This is a genomic window from Aestuariivivens insulae (assembly GCF_022662195.1).
GTDB lineage: Bacteria > Bacteroidota > Bacteroidia > Flavobacteriales > Flavobacteriaceae > Aestuariivivens > Aestuariivivens insulae.
Genome location: NZ_JAKMCS010000007.1, coordinates 73017 through 91698, shown reverse-complemented (window position 1 = coordinate 91698; position 18682 = coordinate 73017). Strand labels below are relative to the sequence as shown.

Annotated in this window: 9 protein-coding genes; 1 reads left to right on the top strand and 8 read right to left on the bottom strand. The window is 36.9% G+C overall.

Annotation, left to right across the window (positions count from 1 at the left end; all coding sequences use genetic code 11):
* Positions 1 to 4 precede the first annotated feature (4 nt).
* Positions 5 to 3280 carry a family 78 glycoside hydrolase catalytic domain gene (locus MR062_RS10245; protein ID WP_242204065.1) on the bottom strand — a complete coding sequence of 1092 codons (3276 nt, stop codon included), beginning with the start codon at positions 3278 to 3280 and terminating at the stop codon, positions 5 to 7.
* A 193-nt stretch (positions 3281 to 3473) separates the two neighbouring features.
* On the opposite strand from MR062_RS10245, the gene MR062_RS10240 reads away from it, so the two are divergent.
* Positions 3474 to 4349: an AraC family transcriptional regulator gene (locus MR062_RS10240; protein WP_242204064.1), complete on the top strand. Its 876-nt coding sequence runs from the start codon at positions 3474 to 3476 to the stop codon at positions 4347 to 4349.
* A 1-nt stretch (position 4350) separates the two neighbouring features.
* Here the strand turns inward: MR062_RS10240 and MR062_RS10235 are convergent, their stop codons facing one another.
* The 7 genes from MR062_RS10235 to MR062_RS10205 form a co-directional block, all read right to left on the bottom strand.
* A complete protein-coding gene (locus tag MR062_RS10235; protein ID WP_242204063.1) occupies positions 4351 to 6264 on the bottom strand; it encodes a hypothetical protein in 1914 nt (637 codons plus the stop codon).
* 94 nt (positions 6265 to 6358) lie between these two features.
* On the bottom strand, positions 6359 to 9844 hold the full coding sequence (locus MR062_RS10230; RefSeq protein WP_242204062.1) for a glycosyl hydrolase: 3486 nt from the start codon (positions 9842 to 9844) through the stop codon (positions 6359 to 6361).
* 66 nt (positions 9845 to 9910) lie between these two features.
* Entirely contained in the window at positions 9911 to 11041 is a 1131-nt protein-coding gene (locus MR062_RS10225) for a glycoside hydrolase family 88/105 protein (RefSeq protein ID WP_242204061.1), read from the bottom strand.
* A 7-nt stretch (positions 11042 to 11048) separates the two neighbouring features.
* The gene (locus MR062_RS10220) at positions 11049 to 13310 is read right to left on the bottom strand and encodes a glycoside hydrolase family 3 N-terminal domain-containing protein (RefSeq protein ID WP_242204060.1); all 2262 of its coding nucleotides are present in this window, start codon (positions 13308 to 13310) and stop codon (positions 11049 to 11051) included.
* Between the two features lie 23 nt (positions 13311 to 13333).
* Positions 13334 to 14647, bottom strand: a complete 1314-nt coding sequence (locus MR062_RS10215; protein WP_242204059.1) for a family 43 glycosylhydrolase — start codon at positions 14645 to 14647, stop codon at positions 13334 to 13336.
* A gap of 44 nt (positions 14648 to 14691) precedes the next feature.
* Positions 14692 to 15660 carry a Gfo/Idh/MocA family protein gene (locus MR062_RS10210; protein WP_242204058.1) on the bottom strand — a complete coding sequence of 323 codons (969 nt, stop codon included), beginning with the start codon at positions 15658 to 15660 and terminating at the stop codon, positions 14692 to 14694.
* Positions 15661 to 16115: 455 nt separating this feature from the next.
* Positions 16116 to 18674, bottom strand: a complete 2559-nt coding sequence (locus MR062_RS10205; protein ID WP_242204057.1) for a heparinase II/III domain-containing protein — start codon at positions 18672 to 18674, stop codon at positions 16116 to 16118.
* Positions 18675 to 18682 lie beyond the last annotated feature (8 nt).

Here is an 18682-nt window from a genome sequence, read left to right as displayed (position 1 = left end):
CTTTTTAGTTTTTCTGAAATATTTTAAATTCTGCTATTGATGGTGCTTCATTGGAATCTTCAATAAGAACCCTACACTTGGTAGCTTTAACAGCATCAAAATCATGGATTTTGTTTACGCCACAAGACCTACCCTCAACCACATTAAGCCATTTGTTATTCTTCCAAACCTGAATCAGGTATTTTGATATATTATGGCCAACTTCATTAATGACTACAGAATTGAACCTCTGGGGTTTCACCCAAATTACTTCTAAATATTGATTTTGGGCACCATCGGCAAGCCATCTGGTTTCGTCATTTTCATCATTCGCCTTAAAAGCTTCAAACCCTGGTAGCTTTTCGGTTTCAATAAACATAGAGGAGGCATTCATTCGCCCTAACAGTGTAAGATTTGTTAGATTTCCTAATGGTTGTGGAAATTCAACTTTTGGCAGCTCTTTAACCCTTAAATCATAGATACCAGAGACTACATTGAATATAACATATTGCCCTACGGCATCGCTTTTCTCACTGCCTATATAGGTTATTCCCTTTGAATTTTCGGCTAAAACCTCACCTTCCTTAACGTCTTCTCTTCTATTAGCCGGAAGATATATTTTTGCAGTACTGTTTATTGGAACTTCAATATGGAACTTGGCTCCTTCCCCTTCCCTTTTCCAATTCACTACTACATTTCCATACATGGATTCATATTCAGTATTGGCAAAGGATATGTCTCCTACCAATGCAGGCTTGATGATCATATTTTGCATCCCATAACTTTCAGGATTAGGCCTGATACCCCCAAACCCCTTAATAAAATAACCTCCTATTCCAGTATAACAGGTATGAATCTGGCTCACGCCCACAGCAGACCAGCGCTCTGGCCATACGGTTTTACCTTGTTTTATAAAATAACCATAACTGGGGTGGTGCATATCTTGAAGCAACTCATATATTAAATCCATACGCTCTCCAGATTCTATAAAATAGCGGGTGTAGAGTGCCTGTCCGGAACTACCCGTATCGTAATAGGGGAATTTATAAAGTACATTATCGACTAAATTATCATATACTTTTTTCCTTTCTTGCTCTGGCGTTACTCCAGCTAACAATGCAAAGGCCTGATTAACTTGTTGGCCATTTACATATTGTCCTGTTTCAGGGTTATAGAATAATTTATGGGTAGCTTTACGCTGTACTTTTAATCTATCTTCATAAACTTTCACGTCATCTGTTCTATTTAAAGCCTTAGCTATTTTTACCGCATTATCCAACATATAGGCATAAATACAATTATTGAAATGTAAGGCATTTGGTGAGTTACTACTGGTCCAAAAATTCCCTCTTGGCGTACACCAATCTCCTAAGCCTGGAAATGCCCTGGCACCTTGTTCTCCTGCTATAATGGCCCCACCGGTATTGTAATTTGAGTTCTCAAACATCCAATCCATCCATTTTTGCATGGACTCATAATTATCTTCCAGTACCTTTTTATCGCCGAGCATTCGGTAGGTTTCCCAGACTGTTAACGGGCTATTCGCTTTCCACATTAAAAAAGGGCGGTCGTTCTCGTTAACTATACCACGAATCTGGCCATCTGGCATCTGGGCATCACGCGTATACTGTAAATATTGATCCATATATGCTCCACTTTCAAAATTTGGCAGGGCATCGCCGTACATGGCAGCCACTGTAACTTCGCCCCAACCACGACGCTCCCGATGTGGGCAATCCACCAAAATACCATCCATGGTATTAGCGATATACGTATCTAAATTGATTTGATAAATCTGATTTAATTGCTCATTCGAGGATTGGAACTTACTTATTTGCTTACGGTCATTGGTAATTACATAGCCCTTTACATCTTCAAGTTTAGGTTCATAACTTAATCCGTAAACAGTTATCCATCGTCCGCCAGCCACATTAAATCTATTGGTAAATTTACCTTCACCCGTTTTTCCATAAATATATTTACTTTTCTGTGCCCAGTTCATGACTTTTTCTGTCTGGTCACTGATCTCAAATAAAATGGAGTCCCCTTCCTTTCCCTGGTATAAATTCATTTCGAAAAACCCCGTGTAATTTTCGCCCATATCAATACGATAGGTACCGTTATTATCATTCTTTATACCAATAGGATTTATGGCTTTGTATTTCACCTGAGGCTCTACCATTTGGGCGCTTAATTCTGCTGTGATTGGACTGAATCTTCGGTTTTTAAACTTGCCCTTTCCAATTAACTTATCTTCCTTGACAACCACTGTTTCATTTATTTCCTTTAGGTTGGCATTTAAAGTTTCGTGGTCGTAAATACCGGCATGCATCCAATTACTGTCATCATAGGCAATGGTGTTCCAACCATCTTCCTTTTTTCTATCATCAATGGTCTCTCCTCCAAAATCAAGGATATCCCAGTCACCGTAATAGGAGCTATGGCTCTTTTTGCACTTCCAAGTGCCATCGGTACTAAGTTTAACATGTTCCTTATTGGTTTTAATATTGGCTTGCGCTTTAAACACAAAAGGCGGATTTCTGTATTCTTTAATACGGTCCCATCTGGCCCAACCAGCAGCGTGCCATACGCCAATAACATTCTTTCCCTTTTTTAGAAAATCCTTAACATCATAAGTGAGATAGGGAATCCTTTTTTTCATATATGACGATACTGGGTTCATGACATTATTGGTCACCTTTTCCCCATTAACGTACAATTCGTGATACCCAAAAGAGGCCACATGCACAAAGGCTGATTCAGCCTTTTCTTGAAGTTCAAAGTTCTTCCGATACCAGTTATGGTCTATCTTTCTTTGGTCGGTTTTGTAAATCCATGCGCCTTTCCAATCTTCTTTATTTAAAAGGCCCATTGAAAATAAACCATAGTCACTCCAATTGGATGCCTGCCCAGCCTTATCCCAAACCTTGACTTTCCAGTAATACTGCTTTGAAGATTCCAAGGTATTTCCCTGATAGACGTTGTTTACTGATTTATTGCTTTCAACCTTTCCTGAATCCCATAAATCACCAATATTATTGTTTAAATTGTCTAAGCCACTCGATACTAAAATCTGAAATGCGGTTTGCTTTTGACCTCTAGATTGGTTGTTTTCAATAAGTTTCCAGCTAAATCTTGGCTTGGTATTGTCTATACCCAAAGGATTTATGCGATATTCACATTTAAGATCTACTAACGAAACCTTGGAATTAGTATCGCACCCCATTAATGACATCGTCATAACAACAAGAAACAGCTTTAACATCTTTTTGTATTGATATTTTGTTAATTTGCTTTGCATTGTATTTAAAATTAGTATTTTTTGATTTTATTTTAACTGTGTATCATTTTAGTAATTTCATCTGATTAAGACTTTATACACTACATTAAATTTTCCTATTTATTACTATACATTAATACTTAAGAAGATAAAATTCTTGATTTAAACCCATAAATCAAATTGACATTTTGATATATTTGTTGCACAAAATGACATGAAAAACAAGTACAGAAAATATCTTATTGTTCTTGAACAAGATAAAAAATGGGGCTTTTACATCAACAGTTTAGGACGTACTATTATTGAAAAAAATACGCTTTATCCATCAAAGGACCATCCTGACAACTATATTTTCACTTGGGAACAAGGGCGGGTTTTGAATGAATTTCATTTGGTGCTCATCACAAAAGGTGAAGGTTCTTTTGAAAGTAAGGCCACCGGAAAAATAAAAGTTTCGGATGGTGACTTATTTCTATTATTTCCCGGTGTTTGGCATCGTTATAAGCCCAAGCAGAAAACCGGATGGACTGAACGCTGGGTGGGTTTTTCTGGGGATATAGCCAAACAGTTTCTTTCAAACGGATTCTTCACTGCTGACGCCCCAATCCTATCAAAATGCAACAAACCAGTTATTTTAAACCATTTCAATATCCTGTTTAAACTATTTGATGAAGAACCTTTTGGATTCCAACGTTTAGCATCTGGGGTGTGCATTCAGCTTATGGCAGAATTGCATAATATAAAAAACGCTGGAGATCATATTGAACACCTTAATTCCATGGTGTCACGTGCCAAGGGCATGATGTATAAGAACATTGACCAATCAATAGATTTATTAAACATAGCAATAGATTTAGGGGTAAGTTATTCTAAATTCAGATCGGATTTTAAAATCCAAACCGGGATATCTCCATTGCAATACTATTTATTGCTTAAGATTGAAAAATCCAAAGAACTCCTTTTAAACACGAAAATGACCCAAAAAGAAATTGCGTATAAACTTGGTTTTGAATCTGCCTATTATTTTAATCGTTTATTTAAACGAAAAACCGGTTTGGCTCCAGGACAATTTAGAAACTCCGTATATTAACTTAGCTTACTGCTATTTTAATTTCTAATTCCTTGCTATCATCAAAAAAGAATTCGAATGGTAATGCCTCTACACCAGGAACCATATTAAAGGTTCTTTTGCCTACAATCGCTTTCATTTTAAATGGTTCACTTGCTTTTATAGTAACTATTCCTTCAGGTTTTTGAATGGTAACTTCAGTACTGCTAACATTCGTAACCACCTCATCATTTGTAGAAACAATAGGCAACACAAAAGCTGTAGGCATCAAAATATCCTGATCTGTTTTTACAACAATTTTCGTTTCATCGGCATTGCATTTATAAGTAATTTTAAAGTTTGAAGCGGTTTCTTCAACTTCCTGTCTATAACTATTTTTTAGTTTGACATCTACTAACAATTCTATAGTTTGGTTTTCATCTTTTGAAGCAATTGTTGCTGGCAAATCATATAAATTAGTGTACCAAACTTCATCTTTAAATGTTTCAATGCGAGGTGTTAAACAAATATCTTCATTTGGTTGCGGTTGTTGATTATTTTTTTCCACCAAATAATACTGGGCCATACTGGCGGCACATAACAGACCAACTTTGTTATGATATAATACACCCAAAGCCCCACCTGAAGCTTGGCGATAATCTTCCATATAATGGTATTCGGCATCATAGGCACTTACGGTACCTCTCCAATCACCTCTTGCAAATAAGTACACATCTAAATCTTTAAAATGTGATACACCATCTGCTGTGGCTCTTGGTAGTTCTGCATTTTTATTAATTTCCGGTAAATGCTGCCAATGGTCTAATAATGCTGCTAATGGTTTTGCATGAGTAAATGTATGATGTACGCATGGAGGAATTCCTGCAGACACAAAATGCGGCCCGCCATGAATTAAACCATCTGCCGTACAACGCTGTAACAGTTCCGTATTTTTTACCGCTGCGGTTCCAAAAGCAGAATTAATATGCGCCATCATTCCAAATGCAGGTTGACTACCATCACAAGTTCTACTGCCCCAATAGGTCCATTTGTACATTCTGTTACCCCAACTGTTATCCCATCCCCCATCGGGCATCATAAACTCTAAATGGCTGTTGAGAGATTTGGTTAAAATTAGCAATAGCTCTTCATCATTATGTTTTAAAGCATACATCACGAGGCTATTTAGGGTTTCTTCTACATTATAACCTAAATCCACACCATGTAAGCCTTTTTCACTTAGTTTACTGGAGCTCTTTTTACACTCACCAAACAACAAACTGTCGTTAGTTGTAAAATAAGATTTCACTTCAGACGCTAGTGTTTTACTTTTTACTTTAAAATCATCTCTTTGTACAAGGTCTCCAATTAAATCCAATCCATAAACCGCTGTCCCAGGATAATTAATATTGGTAAAATCGATAGTAAACGTATTGTAAATATACTCTCCCGCTTTTGCTAATCGTTCCATCCAAGCCAGTCGAGTTTCTTCATCTAAAACATGACCATGGTACTGTAATGCTTCGGCCAAAGCAATGGCCCCAAAAACAGTAATCCCCTTCCATGATTTTGGGTTTTTAATAACTGTCCAACTTCCATCTTCCTGCGAGACATTATTTTCGGCCCAAAGCATTACCAATTTTGCCCCTTCTATATATTTTTTATCACCTGTTTTATCTGCTATATACAAAAACGGATAAACTGCATCCATACACCTACCATGTATATGACTGCATGAGGGACAACCCAAAGCCCCGTGTTCTTCTAAATTTGAAGGATTCTTAATTTGAACTTTTAACATACCATCACACCATTCCTTTAATAGACCTGAAGTTAACTTCTTGTATTCTATGGAGTGTTTGGCGAATTCTGCGCAAGAATTCAATAGACCCGTAATTGGTAATGACAAGCCCACTCCTGTCAAAGTCGATAATTGTATAAAGTTGCGTCGTTTCATCTATACTTAATATTTATTTCTCAATGGTTATACCAGCATGAACATGTCTTTCAAACAAATGCAAGCCCTAATTAATACAACATCGGTTCACTTATTAATAATTGTTGGGCATTCCTTCTGATCGTATAGATTTAAGTATAACTGGCCCAATTAAACCAGAAGATTCCAATTCGGTTTCATCCATTCGTGGTGGATTAGTGGTCCAAGTCTTTTTATCATTTTCCGGTCGTAAATTATCATATATCAATTGATTGCGCCAAGTATTGGTCACTTTAATTTCTAGTTTATTTTCCCCGTCTTGTATTTCCTTTGAAACATCAAAAACAAACGGAGGAGCCCATTTAACACCTACCTTTTTACCATTACACCAAAGCTCCGCTATATTGGACACAGCTCCTAAATCTATAAGGACATATTCACTTTTTTCATTTACTACAAAGGTTTTTGTATAGTTCACGGTTCCTGAATAATGCTTTACTGATTCATCCCGAAGTTCGTTTAACGGTATCAATTCTAGAATATTGAGCGTTTCTGGTGTACCCCATCCTTTATTAAAATGCAATTGCCACTGGTGCTGTAGCAATTGAGTTGTAACTGAAATAGTCTTTTCCTCTATTGCCCCTTGGGCATTATAAAACTGATATTTGCCTGATTTTGTAACTAATGGTTTATCCCCCTTCCATGAGATAGATTCAGCTGGTTCATCCTCATGAATGCGATACCATCCTTTTTCCGAATTTAAAATAATATCCTCATTACAAACAACCTTTGTAGCATATGGAATTCCTTCTTCTTTAGCGAATACTACAATGGCACTGCCACTTGGAGCTAATGATAAAGCAACATTGGTTCTACCGTCCACTTTATTCCAGATTTTAGCTGCTTGTTGTTCACCTGTAAAGGCATCCCATATTTGTGGGGAGCCATTGCTAACACCAAAACTTAAGGTAGCGTCAACAGGTTTATCCATTCTGGATGCTACAAAATAGATATCGACATTGCCTGTCTTACGGTGAATCCAATTAATATCCAAATCTTCTGGAACTATAACATCTGGTGCAATATGTTCATCTTCCAACACCTCATCCAATGTTTTACCCCAATACACTCTACCTTTTCCTATCGGTTTAACTCCACTGGCTCCCTCTCCCCATAGTTCATTTGAGATTTTATAAAGTTCTTGTAAGTCATTTTCGTCATCCATCAAACTAGGTGAGCCTACAGGCTTATCACCAAGAATAACTGCACCTGTTAATACTAATTCCTTTAGCTTCTTTGCTGTAGACAACAACATCTCTTTTGAATCCCTTAACATGATGATGCGATAATCCCCACTATTTTCAACATGAATTTTACTATTTTGCATGCTTAACTTTTCTTGAAGAATTTCTGTATTTAAATAATCAAATCGATACCCTTCAGGAAAATAATCCAAATCGAATGGTGGACGTTCAAAATGATCGCCGTAATACCACAACACATCTGCAACATATTCACCTTGCTGTAAAATGTATTGATTACGGCTCAAATAATCTGTCCAATCCTTCATATACTTCCACCAAGTCTGTGCTCTCACTAATGGAAAACCAATATGTCCACCAAAACTAGACCCTGGAAAGACATTGGTTTGTGGTGTATGTGAAAATGTATGAAACACCAAGTGGTTAACCCCTTTAGTGAAATTATAATCGATTAAATATTTTACACAAAATGGATGTTCGTTCCATTTAACGCCTACTTGTGTGCAAGCCTCAGCTGCCAAAACAGGTTTATTGTATAAATGTGTTGCAGAGGCAGCATTATAAATAGGCTTGGCATACTCATTCTGTGCAGAAGGTGCAGAAGGGTACCAAAACTCGGTCATTGGTATATCGCTAACGCCATAATAACGCATAGGATCTATTGGCAATACCTCTCCGCCAGCACCTTCTGTATATACAAGAGCGCCCATATCATGTGCTACCGTTGCAAAATGCTTAAAGAAATTATCAATGTATACCTCATCCATTGTATGGCGAAGATCTCGTAAAAACTTAGTGGTGACTTCATGGTTTTCAACAATATACCCCATGGTAGCAGGTAAATAGGATTTCATACTGTATCCCCGCCTTTGTTCAAATTCACTGAACAAATCTTGTGAATTCATTGTCCAAGTTGGGACATGGCTTTCCCAACTATCAATTAATAAACCGTACAATTTTCCATCACCTATTGGCCCTCCATTTTGTATCATTTTGCCTATCATACCATTTCGCAAATGATTTTCAATAGCTTTTTTGTCCAGCTTACTAGATTCCCAACCTGTGGCTTCAGGAACTGCTGGTTTATTGGTTAAGCCCATATTGACATGACCAAAACGTACTACTGTCCAATCTCCTTCAGGAACATCCCACGTTAATTTGCCTTCGATGTTCATCTTATCAGTTAGATTAATGATCCTATTAGACCTAATTATCGTATTTTCAGCATAATTATATTGCACTCCTTTTTCCAGCCTTCTCAATACTTTACCTGCTTTTGCCTCATAATTGTGTAATTTGGGTTTGGCACTTAACCGAATAAATTCTGGAGCTAAATTATGATTCCCTTTAAAGGTAAATAAGAACTCATTAGATGTTGTTTCAGGGATGGCAAAAGTTAGGTGCTTCCGTCTGTCATTCCAATTGGCATCTGGCAAATTTAAATTGGCCACTTCAACAAGTTTACCATTTATTAATGCTTCAACATTAATTGTAACGTCTATCCTTGGATATTGGTTATCCATAGTAACATGCCTCAATTGTGGTAAGACAATTGATCGAAGCGTCACCTCTTTTTCAAACTTAGTTTTCACCCAAGTATCTGCATTATTTACTTTTGATATACCTTGTGATCTATATTTTTTAAGTGGTTTATCGAGTTGGGTTGATTTACGGGTAACAATAATTTTTGAGTTTGGGTTGAAAATATCTTTCCAAGGAACTACAATATTGTTAGTTTCAATACTTGAAGGATTAAAAGGTTCCAAGTTAGCTCCCTTTGGTGTTGGGAATGCCAACACCTGAATATCTTTATAATCATAATCAGGAGTATGGTACAAGCTGTCCAATTCTAAAGTATCGTTAAACCTTATTCCTCCTGAAACATGATACTCCGACTCAACCATCTCGCGTTGAGCCTCTTGAACAGGCACCCAAGGTCCGCCGGTCATAGACCAGCCTGGACAATTTTGCATAGTAAACTTTAACCCTAAGCGCTTACATTCATCTGCAGCATGACGAATCATGTCCTCCCACTCGGGGGATAAAATTTTAATTGGCTTTACACCTGGATAAGATCGTCCTGCCTTATTAAACAATTGAACCCCTTGAAGACCAGCTTCCTTTATAGCTTCTAAATCCAAGGTTAGGCCTTCTTTGCTAATATTGTTACCATTAAGATGAAACCAAGTTTCAGGGCGATAGATAACAGACGGATCCTTAAACCCTCCCCTTAATTCATTAAAATCCAATGCATTTGCAGTAGTTGACAAATCACTTCCTTTGGATTGGCAACCAAAAATCAAAATTACTATTAAAACTACTGGAACTAATTTATTCATAAAGGTCTATTTATGTTTCTATACAAGCCATAAAAATTGTGTAAACACGCTTCACTTATATAGTGTTTATTGACCGAAACTTAAAACTTCACTACCCGCCATTAAAAATGCTCCAGTTCCAAAATTCTGCCAAGAATCGGCTGACGCCGGTTCTGGGAAAGCGCCAATATTTTGTACCCAACCTACACGACCATCTTCATGCTGGCAAGCTTTTAAAGCACTCCACGCTTTTTTAACAGCAGGCGTGTGTTTTTTATCTAGCAAACCATTATTAATACCCCAAGCTAAAGCAAACGTATGGAAACCACTACCACTTACCTCACCGTGGTCGTAAGACTCCGGGCATAATAAACTTGTTCTCCATAAACCATCTTCTGGTTGGATCTTCAATATTTTTTCTGCCATTTCCTTGTACAGGTTTTCATAAAATGGACGGTTCTCATAGTCTGCTGGCATATCGTCTAAAATCAATGCTAACCCAGCAAATACCCAACCGTTACCTCTAGACCAAAATACTTTTTTACCGTTTGGTTCTTTCGTGTCATTATCGTTACCTTTCCAAACAAAACGCATGTCTCTTGCAAACAACTGTTCTTCCTTATCATACAACTGGTTATAAGTCTGCATATAATACTTATGCATCTCTTCTAAGTACTTAGGCTGCTTGGTATGTTTGGCATATAAATTAAGTACAGGAGGCGCCATAAATAAAGCGTCGCACCACCACCACAAAATAGTCTTGCCCATATTGCTTTTATCAGTACCTGCCTTCCACTCATCATCACCATAAAGATGCGCATCTAAGAATTTCTTGGTTGGTTCTAAATCCACAAAATTCCGTCTACCAGCGTATTTATCAATATAAATATAACTATATGAGATAGCCACATCATCGGCATGATGTAAACGTTTATAGGTTTGCCAATTATTCCAGTAACCTTGATTCTTTAAAGCTGCCATATATATCATATCCTTGGTTGCTTTATGGGCTCGTGCTACTCCCACATAGTATGCTCCTGCTGTCCAATCTGTTGGTGAAATAGCGAAAATTGGATGTGTTTCTTGCCACTCTAATGCCTTAACCATAGAGGTTCTCACATCAGATTTATAAATAGCTTGAACTTCCACTACCTTCTGGGCAGTAGAACAATTGAACATTAATACTGCTGCTACTAATGTTATAATGGTTTTATTCATGATGTTTTTATTTTTTTAGTTTAAATGTTGTTTTTAAATAATCTCTTGAAGACGTCCCGATCATTACTGTATAATCTCCAGCCTCCAAAACTTTTTCCATTGTAATACCTATAAATTCCAGCATTTTAGGCGTTATTTTAAAAGCTACTTGTTTACTTTCTCCAGCATCAAATTCTATCTTCTGGAATCCTTTTAATTCTTTATCAGGACGAGTAACAGAACCTATTTCATCCTTTATATACATTTGAACCACCTCTTTGGCTTTTACATCGCTTGTATTGGTTACTGTTACGCTTACTTCCAATTCAGTACCTGGAGTGATTTCAGAATTTGAAATTTTAATATCAGAATACTCAAAATTGGCATAGCTTAAACCATGTCCAAACGGATACAATGGTCCTTTGTCAAGGAATAAATACTCCTTTTTATAGTTTATTTCTTTCATGCTATAATGAAATGGCAACTGCCCAATCGATCTTGGTATTGTAACTGGTGATTTTCCTGATGGCGACACTTCACCAAAAATAATTCGTGCTGTAGATTCATCTCCAAACTCACTTAAATCCCACACATCTAATATGGCATCAGCTTTTTCTGCAATGGTATTGATAGATAAAGTTCTTCTGTGTTTTAGCACTACAACAACGGGTTTCCCCAAAGCCTTTATGCGTTCTACTAATTCATCCTGTGGGCCTACAGGGTCTATTGTTGCTCTATCCCCCAAAGCATGGTTAAAGAAGGCTTCTTTTGACGTAAACTCATCACCTCCTAAAAACAAAACAACGATATCTGAGCTTCGAGCTATATTTACGAGGTTATCCAAAGCTTTACCATCTCTTTCCAACAGTTTTGGTTCTCCTCCTTTTTCATCGGTTAAATGAAAGCCTTTTTCAGCTACAAACGTAATGTTATCTTCTACTACGGACTTGAACATAGCCTTAGTATTCTCTTTTAGAAGTGGCCCCAAAAGTGCAATTTTAGTAGACTTATTAGGGTTAAGTGGTAAGGCGTTATTTTCGTTTTTAAGAAGAATAACCGACTCTAAATCTGATACTTTTGCCAATTCCAATGACGATTCCATTCTATTTCCTTTTTTAACGGTTTCAATATCGATATATGGATTATCAAACAAACCTAGGATGAATTTAGTACGCAACACACGTCTAACAGACCTATCAATCAACGTTTCTAATTCAGGGCTCTTCTTTACCATTTCTGGCAGGTAAGCATACGAATCTTCAGCATATAAATCGATATCAATACCAGCTTCCAAGCCCATACGCGCTGCGTCTTCTGGGGTTTCGGCAACATTCATAAAATAATGTAAACGTGCAATGTCATTAGAATCTGAAACCACATACCCTTCAAAGCCCCATTGGTCTCTCAAAACACCAGTAAGCAACTCTGGATTACCATGGGAAGCCACACCATTAATATCGCCATGGGATGCCATAATCCCCAACGTTTTAGCTTCTTTAACAGCTGCTTCAAATGGCGGATATATTTCATCTATTAAAGTTCTTGGAGAAATTTCGATAGCGGCAAAATTGGAACCTCCCAATACTTGCCCATAACCTGCAAAATGCTTAGCAACAGCACCAATATGAGTACCTTTACCTAAACCTTCATAATTTCCTTGTACACCTATAATGGCATTTTTAACCATTTGCGTTGTTAAGTAAGTATCTTCACCAAAAGCCTCACTCATACGTCCAAATCTTGGGTCACGTACTAAGTCAGCTTCAGGAGAGTGGCACATGTGCATCCCGCGTAAACGGGCTTCACGTCCAACCACATCCCATTGTCTTTGAACAAGCTCTGGGTTGAATGTTGCTGCCGATGTCATAGGACGCCCAAATTTAGTACATCCAGTAGCGTCAACACCATTATAAGATTCCGTTACGAATAAGGCAGGAATGCCCCATCGGTTATTTTCAATAATGTACTTTTGAAGTTCGTTATTGAATTTTGCCGCCGAAACTGCATCAATGTGTTCACCTGGATTTTTTATACCGGCAATTCCTAATTTTAATTTTTCCACCACCCTATCGGAAAGTTTAAGACTTCCATCTTCATTATGGTTCACACCAATGTTGGCATGAAAAATTCGCATTTGTGCTACTTTTTCCTCAAGAGATAATTTTGCCAATAGTGCTTCAACTCTTTCTTCTATAGACAGTGAAGCATCTTTATAATCTTTGGAATTAGAGGCTCCCTTTTCACAGGAAACAAAAATTGCCAGTAAGGCTAAAAAAAGTAATCTTCTCATTAGTATTGAATGTTTGTATAGTTTTAATTTTTGAATTCAAATCGATTTATTGCAAAGGACTCATTAGCATCTGTTTTAAACACAAAACAAATAGACACAACCTCCTTCAAATCTTTAATTTTGAATGGTCTTTTTTGAAATGTGTAATTATCATTTTTAGGTATTTCCAGTATTGTTAGAAGTTTTCCGTTAGGGCTAGCCTCTCTAACTTCTATTTTAGCCGATGTATTAGCCAACACCTCAAACGCTAATATTGTTTTATTATGCAAGCCTTTCACATTCGGGTAAACAACATAACTTTGATCTGCCCACGGCTGTATTGAAAATCCTCCCAAAGTGTTTTCCACTTTTTTAATGCCTTCGGCCTTAAAATAATCTTCTGCTTCCACACTAGCGTTAGCATCATAATTGCCTACTCCAATACCATCAACTCTTATAGTTGCCATTTCACCATTATCCTTGTAATGAATATAACTTATAAAGCTATCTCTAAAATAGCGATTTCCCGTTTGACTTACGTCACAATATATATAATACCATTGGTTATGCCATTCAAAGAAAGACCCATGACGACCTTGTAAAAAGCCGTTAGGCCATGTGGGTGCATCAAAACCTTCGGCAAAACTCTTTTCCTTAATAACCGTGTCTTTATAATCATAAGGGCCATAAAGGTTATCAGCCATGGCGTAAAAACAACCCCATGACAAATAATACTTTCCTTTATATTTATGCACAAAAGGCTTATCATCTGTTGGCATTTTTTTATTTTCGCCGTATGGATTATATGGCCCTCGGGGATTATTAATTTCAATTTTCTTTGGTAATTCTGCTAAACTAACCATATCATTATTAAGTTTTGCGATGTAATAATCCCATACGCCAAAGATGATGTAATGCTCTCCATTGTCTTCAAAAACCGCCATATCATATTCGTGAGTAGGTGTTAAATTAGAACTTAACAAAGGCTTTCCTAAAACCTCTTTCCAAGGCCCAATAGGAGTATCGCCAACTACCACGCCTGTTTGTTCGTTGCCTTCTGAAAAGTAGAAATAATATTTTCCATTTTTAAAAGCTGCATCGGTAGCCCAACATCTTGAAAATTCTTTTCCAATGTAAGTATCTTTAGGACTTAAAACACTTCGTTTCGTCCAATTTACTAAATCGGGCGATGACCACACCCACCAATCTTCCATGATGAACTTGTCATTATCTATAGCTGTATCATGTGAAGCGTAAACATAAGCGGTGTCATTAAAAATATGAATATGCGGATCATTTAGCCCTATGTTTGGAACTATGGGGTTTTGAGACCTTAAAGATGTTACAACTAACAACATTGCAATTACAACTCCATTTGATATTTTAAAATTTATATTCACAACTAGTAATCAATTCCACAAAATGCATCCATAATTTCAGTTACCACTGCGGCCTCTTCTACCGAGCATGGATTTTCATTTTCGCCTAAAAAATACCCCACAACCTGTTCTATCATAGGTTGCTGTACATGCTTTGGGTTTTGAAACTTAAAAGTTTCTCTTTTTTCTGTTGTTTCAACCCTAATCTCATCACTATAAAAAGAAAATGTAATGGTCCCCTTTTCGCCAGTAATTGTACATCTGTCACTGTCTTCTGAAGCAGCAAAGTTCCAACTTCCTTTAAATTGAACGCCGTTTTCAAATTCCACTTCACCACTCACCATATCACTTGGTGACATACTATCATGAATAGCATTTATTTTTATTTTGGCTACATCTCCAAAATAATAACACATTAAGTCTATTTGATGCGGTGCTATATCATGAAAATAGCCACCACCTGAAATTTCTGGATCTAACCTCCAATTTTCATCTGTTTTGGCTATTAAATTTGCACTTTGCGATTGCGCTATTTCAATTTCTGCCGAAGCTACTTTTCCAATTACATTAGCACCTAATAATGATTTCACTTCAGTAAACAAAGGTAAATTTCTACGATAATGCGCTACCGTAACTTTTACATTGCTTTTATTCAATGCTTTTAAAAGTATATGGGCTTCTTTGCTATGTAACACCATTGGTTTTTCTAAATACACACTTTTACCTGCTTGAATGGCCTGTAATGTATAGTGTAAATGTGAAGAAGGCGGGGTTGCAATATAGATAGCGTTCACCCTTTCATCATTAACCAATTTAGAAACACTGGTTGTATAATTTGGCACGTTATGCCTTTTGGCAAAATCCTTTACTTTTTCTTCGTTTCTGCGCATCACGCATATTAAAGCAGAGTGCTTTACTTTTTGAAAAGCAGGGCCACTTTTAACTTCGGCCACATTGCCACATCCAATAATTCCCCAATTGACCGTATTCATTTACTTTACAGAGATGAAATTTAAAGCTTAAAGATAAAATAGGATTTACCAAAACCTGTCCTGCACTATACTGCACGTGCTATTTATACCAATTCTTATTTGAAATTTCCCAGATAAAACGCAGCAATTTTTTATACCAAATCTATTATAAAATGCAACATATAGAGTTAAGATTATTTTTCACTTATGTGAGGCGAAAAATCAAAGCATAGCATTAGCTACGGTTTTATTTTTCAACGAAGTATAAGTAGAAAAAGAAATTGATTATTAGCGGTGTTCTATGGTGGATTTGGTATTATCTAAGCGAAAAAGAAAACGCAAGCCTAGCCTAAGCTAAGTTAAGTTTTATTTTGATGTTTGGGTGAAAAAGAGCAAGTTTTAGTGAGTAATTTTAAGTTAGAATTGGTATTAAACAGTAAAAATGACAAATGTATCCTTAGAAATATTTGGAGAACTTATTTAAGTTTCACCTCCGCATTGTTTGAAGATACTATCCTTGGAATCTCTTCTTTGAAGTCAACAAAAACAGATCCAGGGCTTTTACCCTTTGATTTAAAGCTAACGTCTTTAACTCTTAATTGTGTGCCTTGCCCCATATAAACATCCAACAGGTTATTATTGTTATCGAAGGTAATAATGGCAAAAGCCCCAATAAATTCTATATCCCGTTCTTTATTTTCATAAAGGGCATTGGACTCTTGACTAATTATAACTTGCGTAAGCTTTTTAGAATTGATCTTACTAACTACCTCAATTCCTTTAAAATTACCATTACTTTCCAACTTAGAGACGGCTTGTATACCTTCTTGGTGAGTTTTACTTAATGACGGTTCGTAAACCACTGCGAAAGGTTGTGTCCAAGCCTCTCCTTTTTGGCGTATTACTATTGTTGGTGTAGGTTTTCGATTGTAAGGGACAGGAGCCTCAAATGTAATTGGCGCATTAACCACAGTATACTCCCTATTACTATCCCCTGTTATAAATACATGCATTGACCTATCTTTACCATCTAATAATCTCGAAATTTTAAAGGTCGCATTAACATTTTTTTCATATATCCCCGATGATTTTACGTCTTCAAAAAAATGCCATCCAGGATTCCTAAACTTTTTATTGTACAAATGCTCTGCATTGGCATTAGCCTTAAATCTATTCTCATCTGGATTCAAGTCTAAATCGTCATTTAAAAACGTTACCTGATCTCCGATATTATGGTACAAATAGTCATGATATTCATTTGGCAATGAAGATTTTGAACGAAAAACATCTACATAGTACCCTGTGGTAGGTGACGTCCTTACCAAGGCCATAGTACGATCTTGAACGGCCTCTGCTTTATCGCCTTTATCATCTACAAAATGTGTTCTGGTAAATGAGTAGTTTGGTGATACAGCCTTTTCTTTTGGTTTTGGCTCCATAGCTACTAATTGAGTGCTGTTCATGCCCAAGTTTACCCAACCGCCTTCACCCTGACTGGCTCCATTTACAATTACTGAATTATGGGCTGCAAATAACCTCGAGTAATTTTCATGCAAATTGGTTCTATACTTGCCCCGGCCGTGATCTACACCTAACACCTCTCCTACCCCATAAAGTTCCATATCCATACCACTGGCATGGCCATGTACCATATGCGCTCCACCTACAAAACACATTAAACCATAATTTGGATCTTGGGTGGCACTTAAATTTCTTTGCAAATAAACACCTGCATGGGTGAATTTATCGGTTCTTGGTTCTTTAAAAGGTCCATATTTATAATCTTTGGTTTTTCGAATCCAAAGCAACCGTAATGGGGTTGTATAAACTGTAACGCTCATTGATCGTCTCCCTACGGCTCCTCGATCATAAGATCCTTCTACAATGCCCTTTGATAATAATGGACCATATTTATCCTTAAGCTTATCAACACTATCTTGTTGTCCCAGCAAATAAGCCATATCATAAGAAACATAGGATGTACGAAACTTCCGGTGTCCATCTCCAAATCTAATGATCTCTTTATTTGGAAAACGCAACGCATTCCATCTATCCAAGGCTAAAGGGATATTATAGTACTTTTTCCCTAATCTTAAATCTGGTTGATATTTATTTAGCATGTACATTAAGGTTGTAGTATACGAGGCCACTCCGTTAGAGTATTGTGATGTTTCTGGAAACACATCTCCCTCCTTTTTGTATTTTGCCCCAATATCTGGAAGGGCATCCTGTGTATCTGTTCCATCCACTAAATAATAATTTAAATACTGTTGCCGTAATTTCAAGTCATTCAGGGCCAAAGCATTTTGTACTAGGCTGTATGATTCCAATACCGACCAATTAGATCCAGTATGTCCATGTTCAACGGCAAGTTTGGCATAAGTAAGAAAGACCTTTTGAGCATTTTCAACTGAGAACATCCTATAATCTTTTGCTCCAACACTGTATGCCTTCTTATTTTTTTCAAGAAAGGATCCTATAAAATCATAAATAATGGGCAACTGCGCCCCTATTACGCGGGCTTCCCTTAAATGATCGTTTGGATATACCCATCCTCCATTTCCCCGTTGGATTGATGGCTTCATTTGAACTAAAGCCTCAATAAAATTATACAGTACATCTAACGCACATTGCGCATAACGTTTCTCATTTGTCAAGTAGTACATAACACCACTATCAATTCCAACCTGTAAATATGTATTGAGATTATATCTGTCCTTTGCTGTAGTCCCATCAAATTTTGTAATGGTCTTAAAAGGAGGCACTCCCTCCTTCTTTTGAATTGACCAATTAAAAGGTAGCTCTTTTAAAAATTTATAAGGTGAAGTTTTATGCAAAACAATGCTAGAGTCTAATCTCTCCTTAAACCCCTTAAAGAACGATCTCGCCCAGTCTTGGGTTTCAATTTCATTTAAAATTTCTTCTCTATCGCTTTGGGACACCCAAATAAATGGTCTTTCCGTCTTTTGGGCCGATCCAATTATCCATTGGAATAACAAGACTCCGCACATCATAGTCTTAAAATATCCTAACATATATTTGA

Bases quoted from the DNA above. Each gene is read 5' to 3' on its own strand.
- MR062_RS10230 (WP_242204062.1), bottom strand. From the start codon at position 9,844: ATGAATAAATTAGTTCCAGTAGTTTTAATAGTAATTTTGATTTTTGGT.
- MR062_RS10210 (WP_242204058.1), bottom strand. From the start codon at position 15,660: ATGAATACGGTCAATTGGGGAATTATTGGATGTGGCAATGTGGCCGAA.
- MR062_RS10245 (WP_242204065.1), bottom strand. From the start codon at position 3,280: ATGCAAAGCAAATTAACAAAATATCAATACAAAAAGATGTTAAAGCTG.
- MR062_RS10220 (WP_242204060.1), bottom strand. From the start codon at position 13,310: ATGAGAAGATTACTTTTTTTAGCCTTACTGGCAATTTTTGTTTCCTGT.
- MR062_RS10205 (WP_242204057.1), bottom strand. From the start codon at position 18,674: ATGTTAGGATATTTTAAGACTATGATGTGCGGAGTCTTGTTATTCCAA.
- MR062_RS10225 (WP_242204061.1), bottom strand. From the start codon at position 11,041: ATGAATAAAACCATTATAACATTAGTAGCAGCAGTATTAATGTTCAAT.
- MR062_RS10240 (WP_242204064.1), top strand. From the start codon at position 3,474: ATGAAAAACAAGTACAGAAAATATCTTATTGTTCTTGAACAAGATAAA.
- MR062_RS10215 (WP_242204059.1), bottom strand. From the start codon at position 14,647: ATGTTGTTAGTTGTAACATCTTTAAGGTCTCAAAACCCCATAGTTCCA.
- MR062_RS10235 (WP_242204063.1), bottom strand. From the start codon at position 6,264: ATGAAACGACGCAACTTTATACAATTATCGACTTTGACAGGAGTGGGC.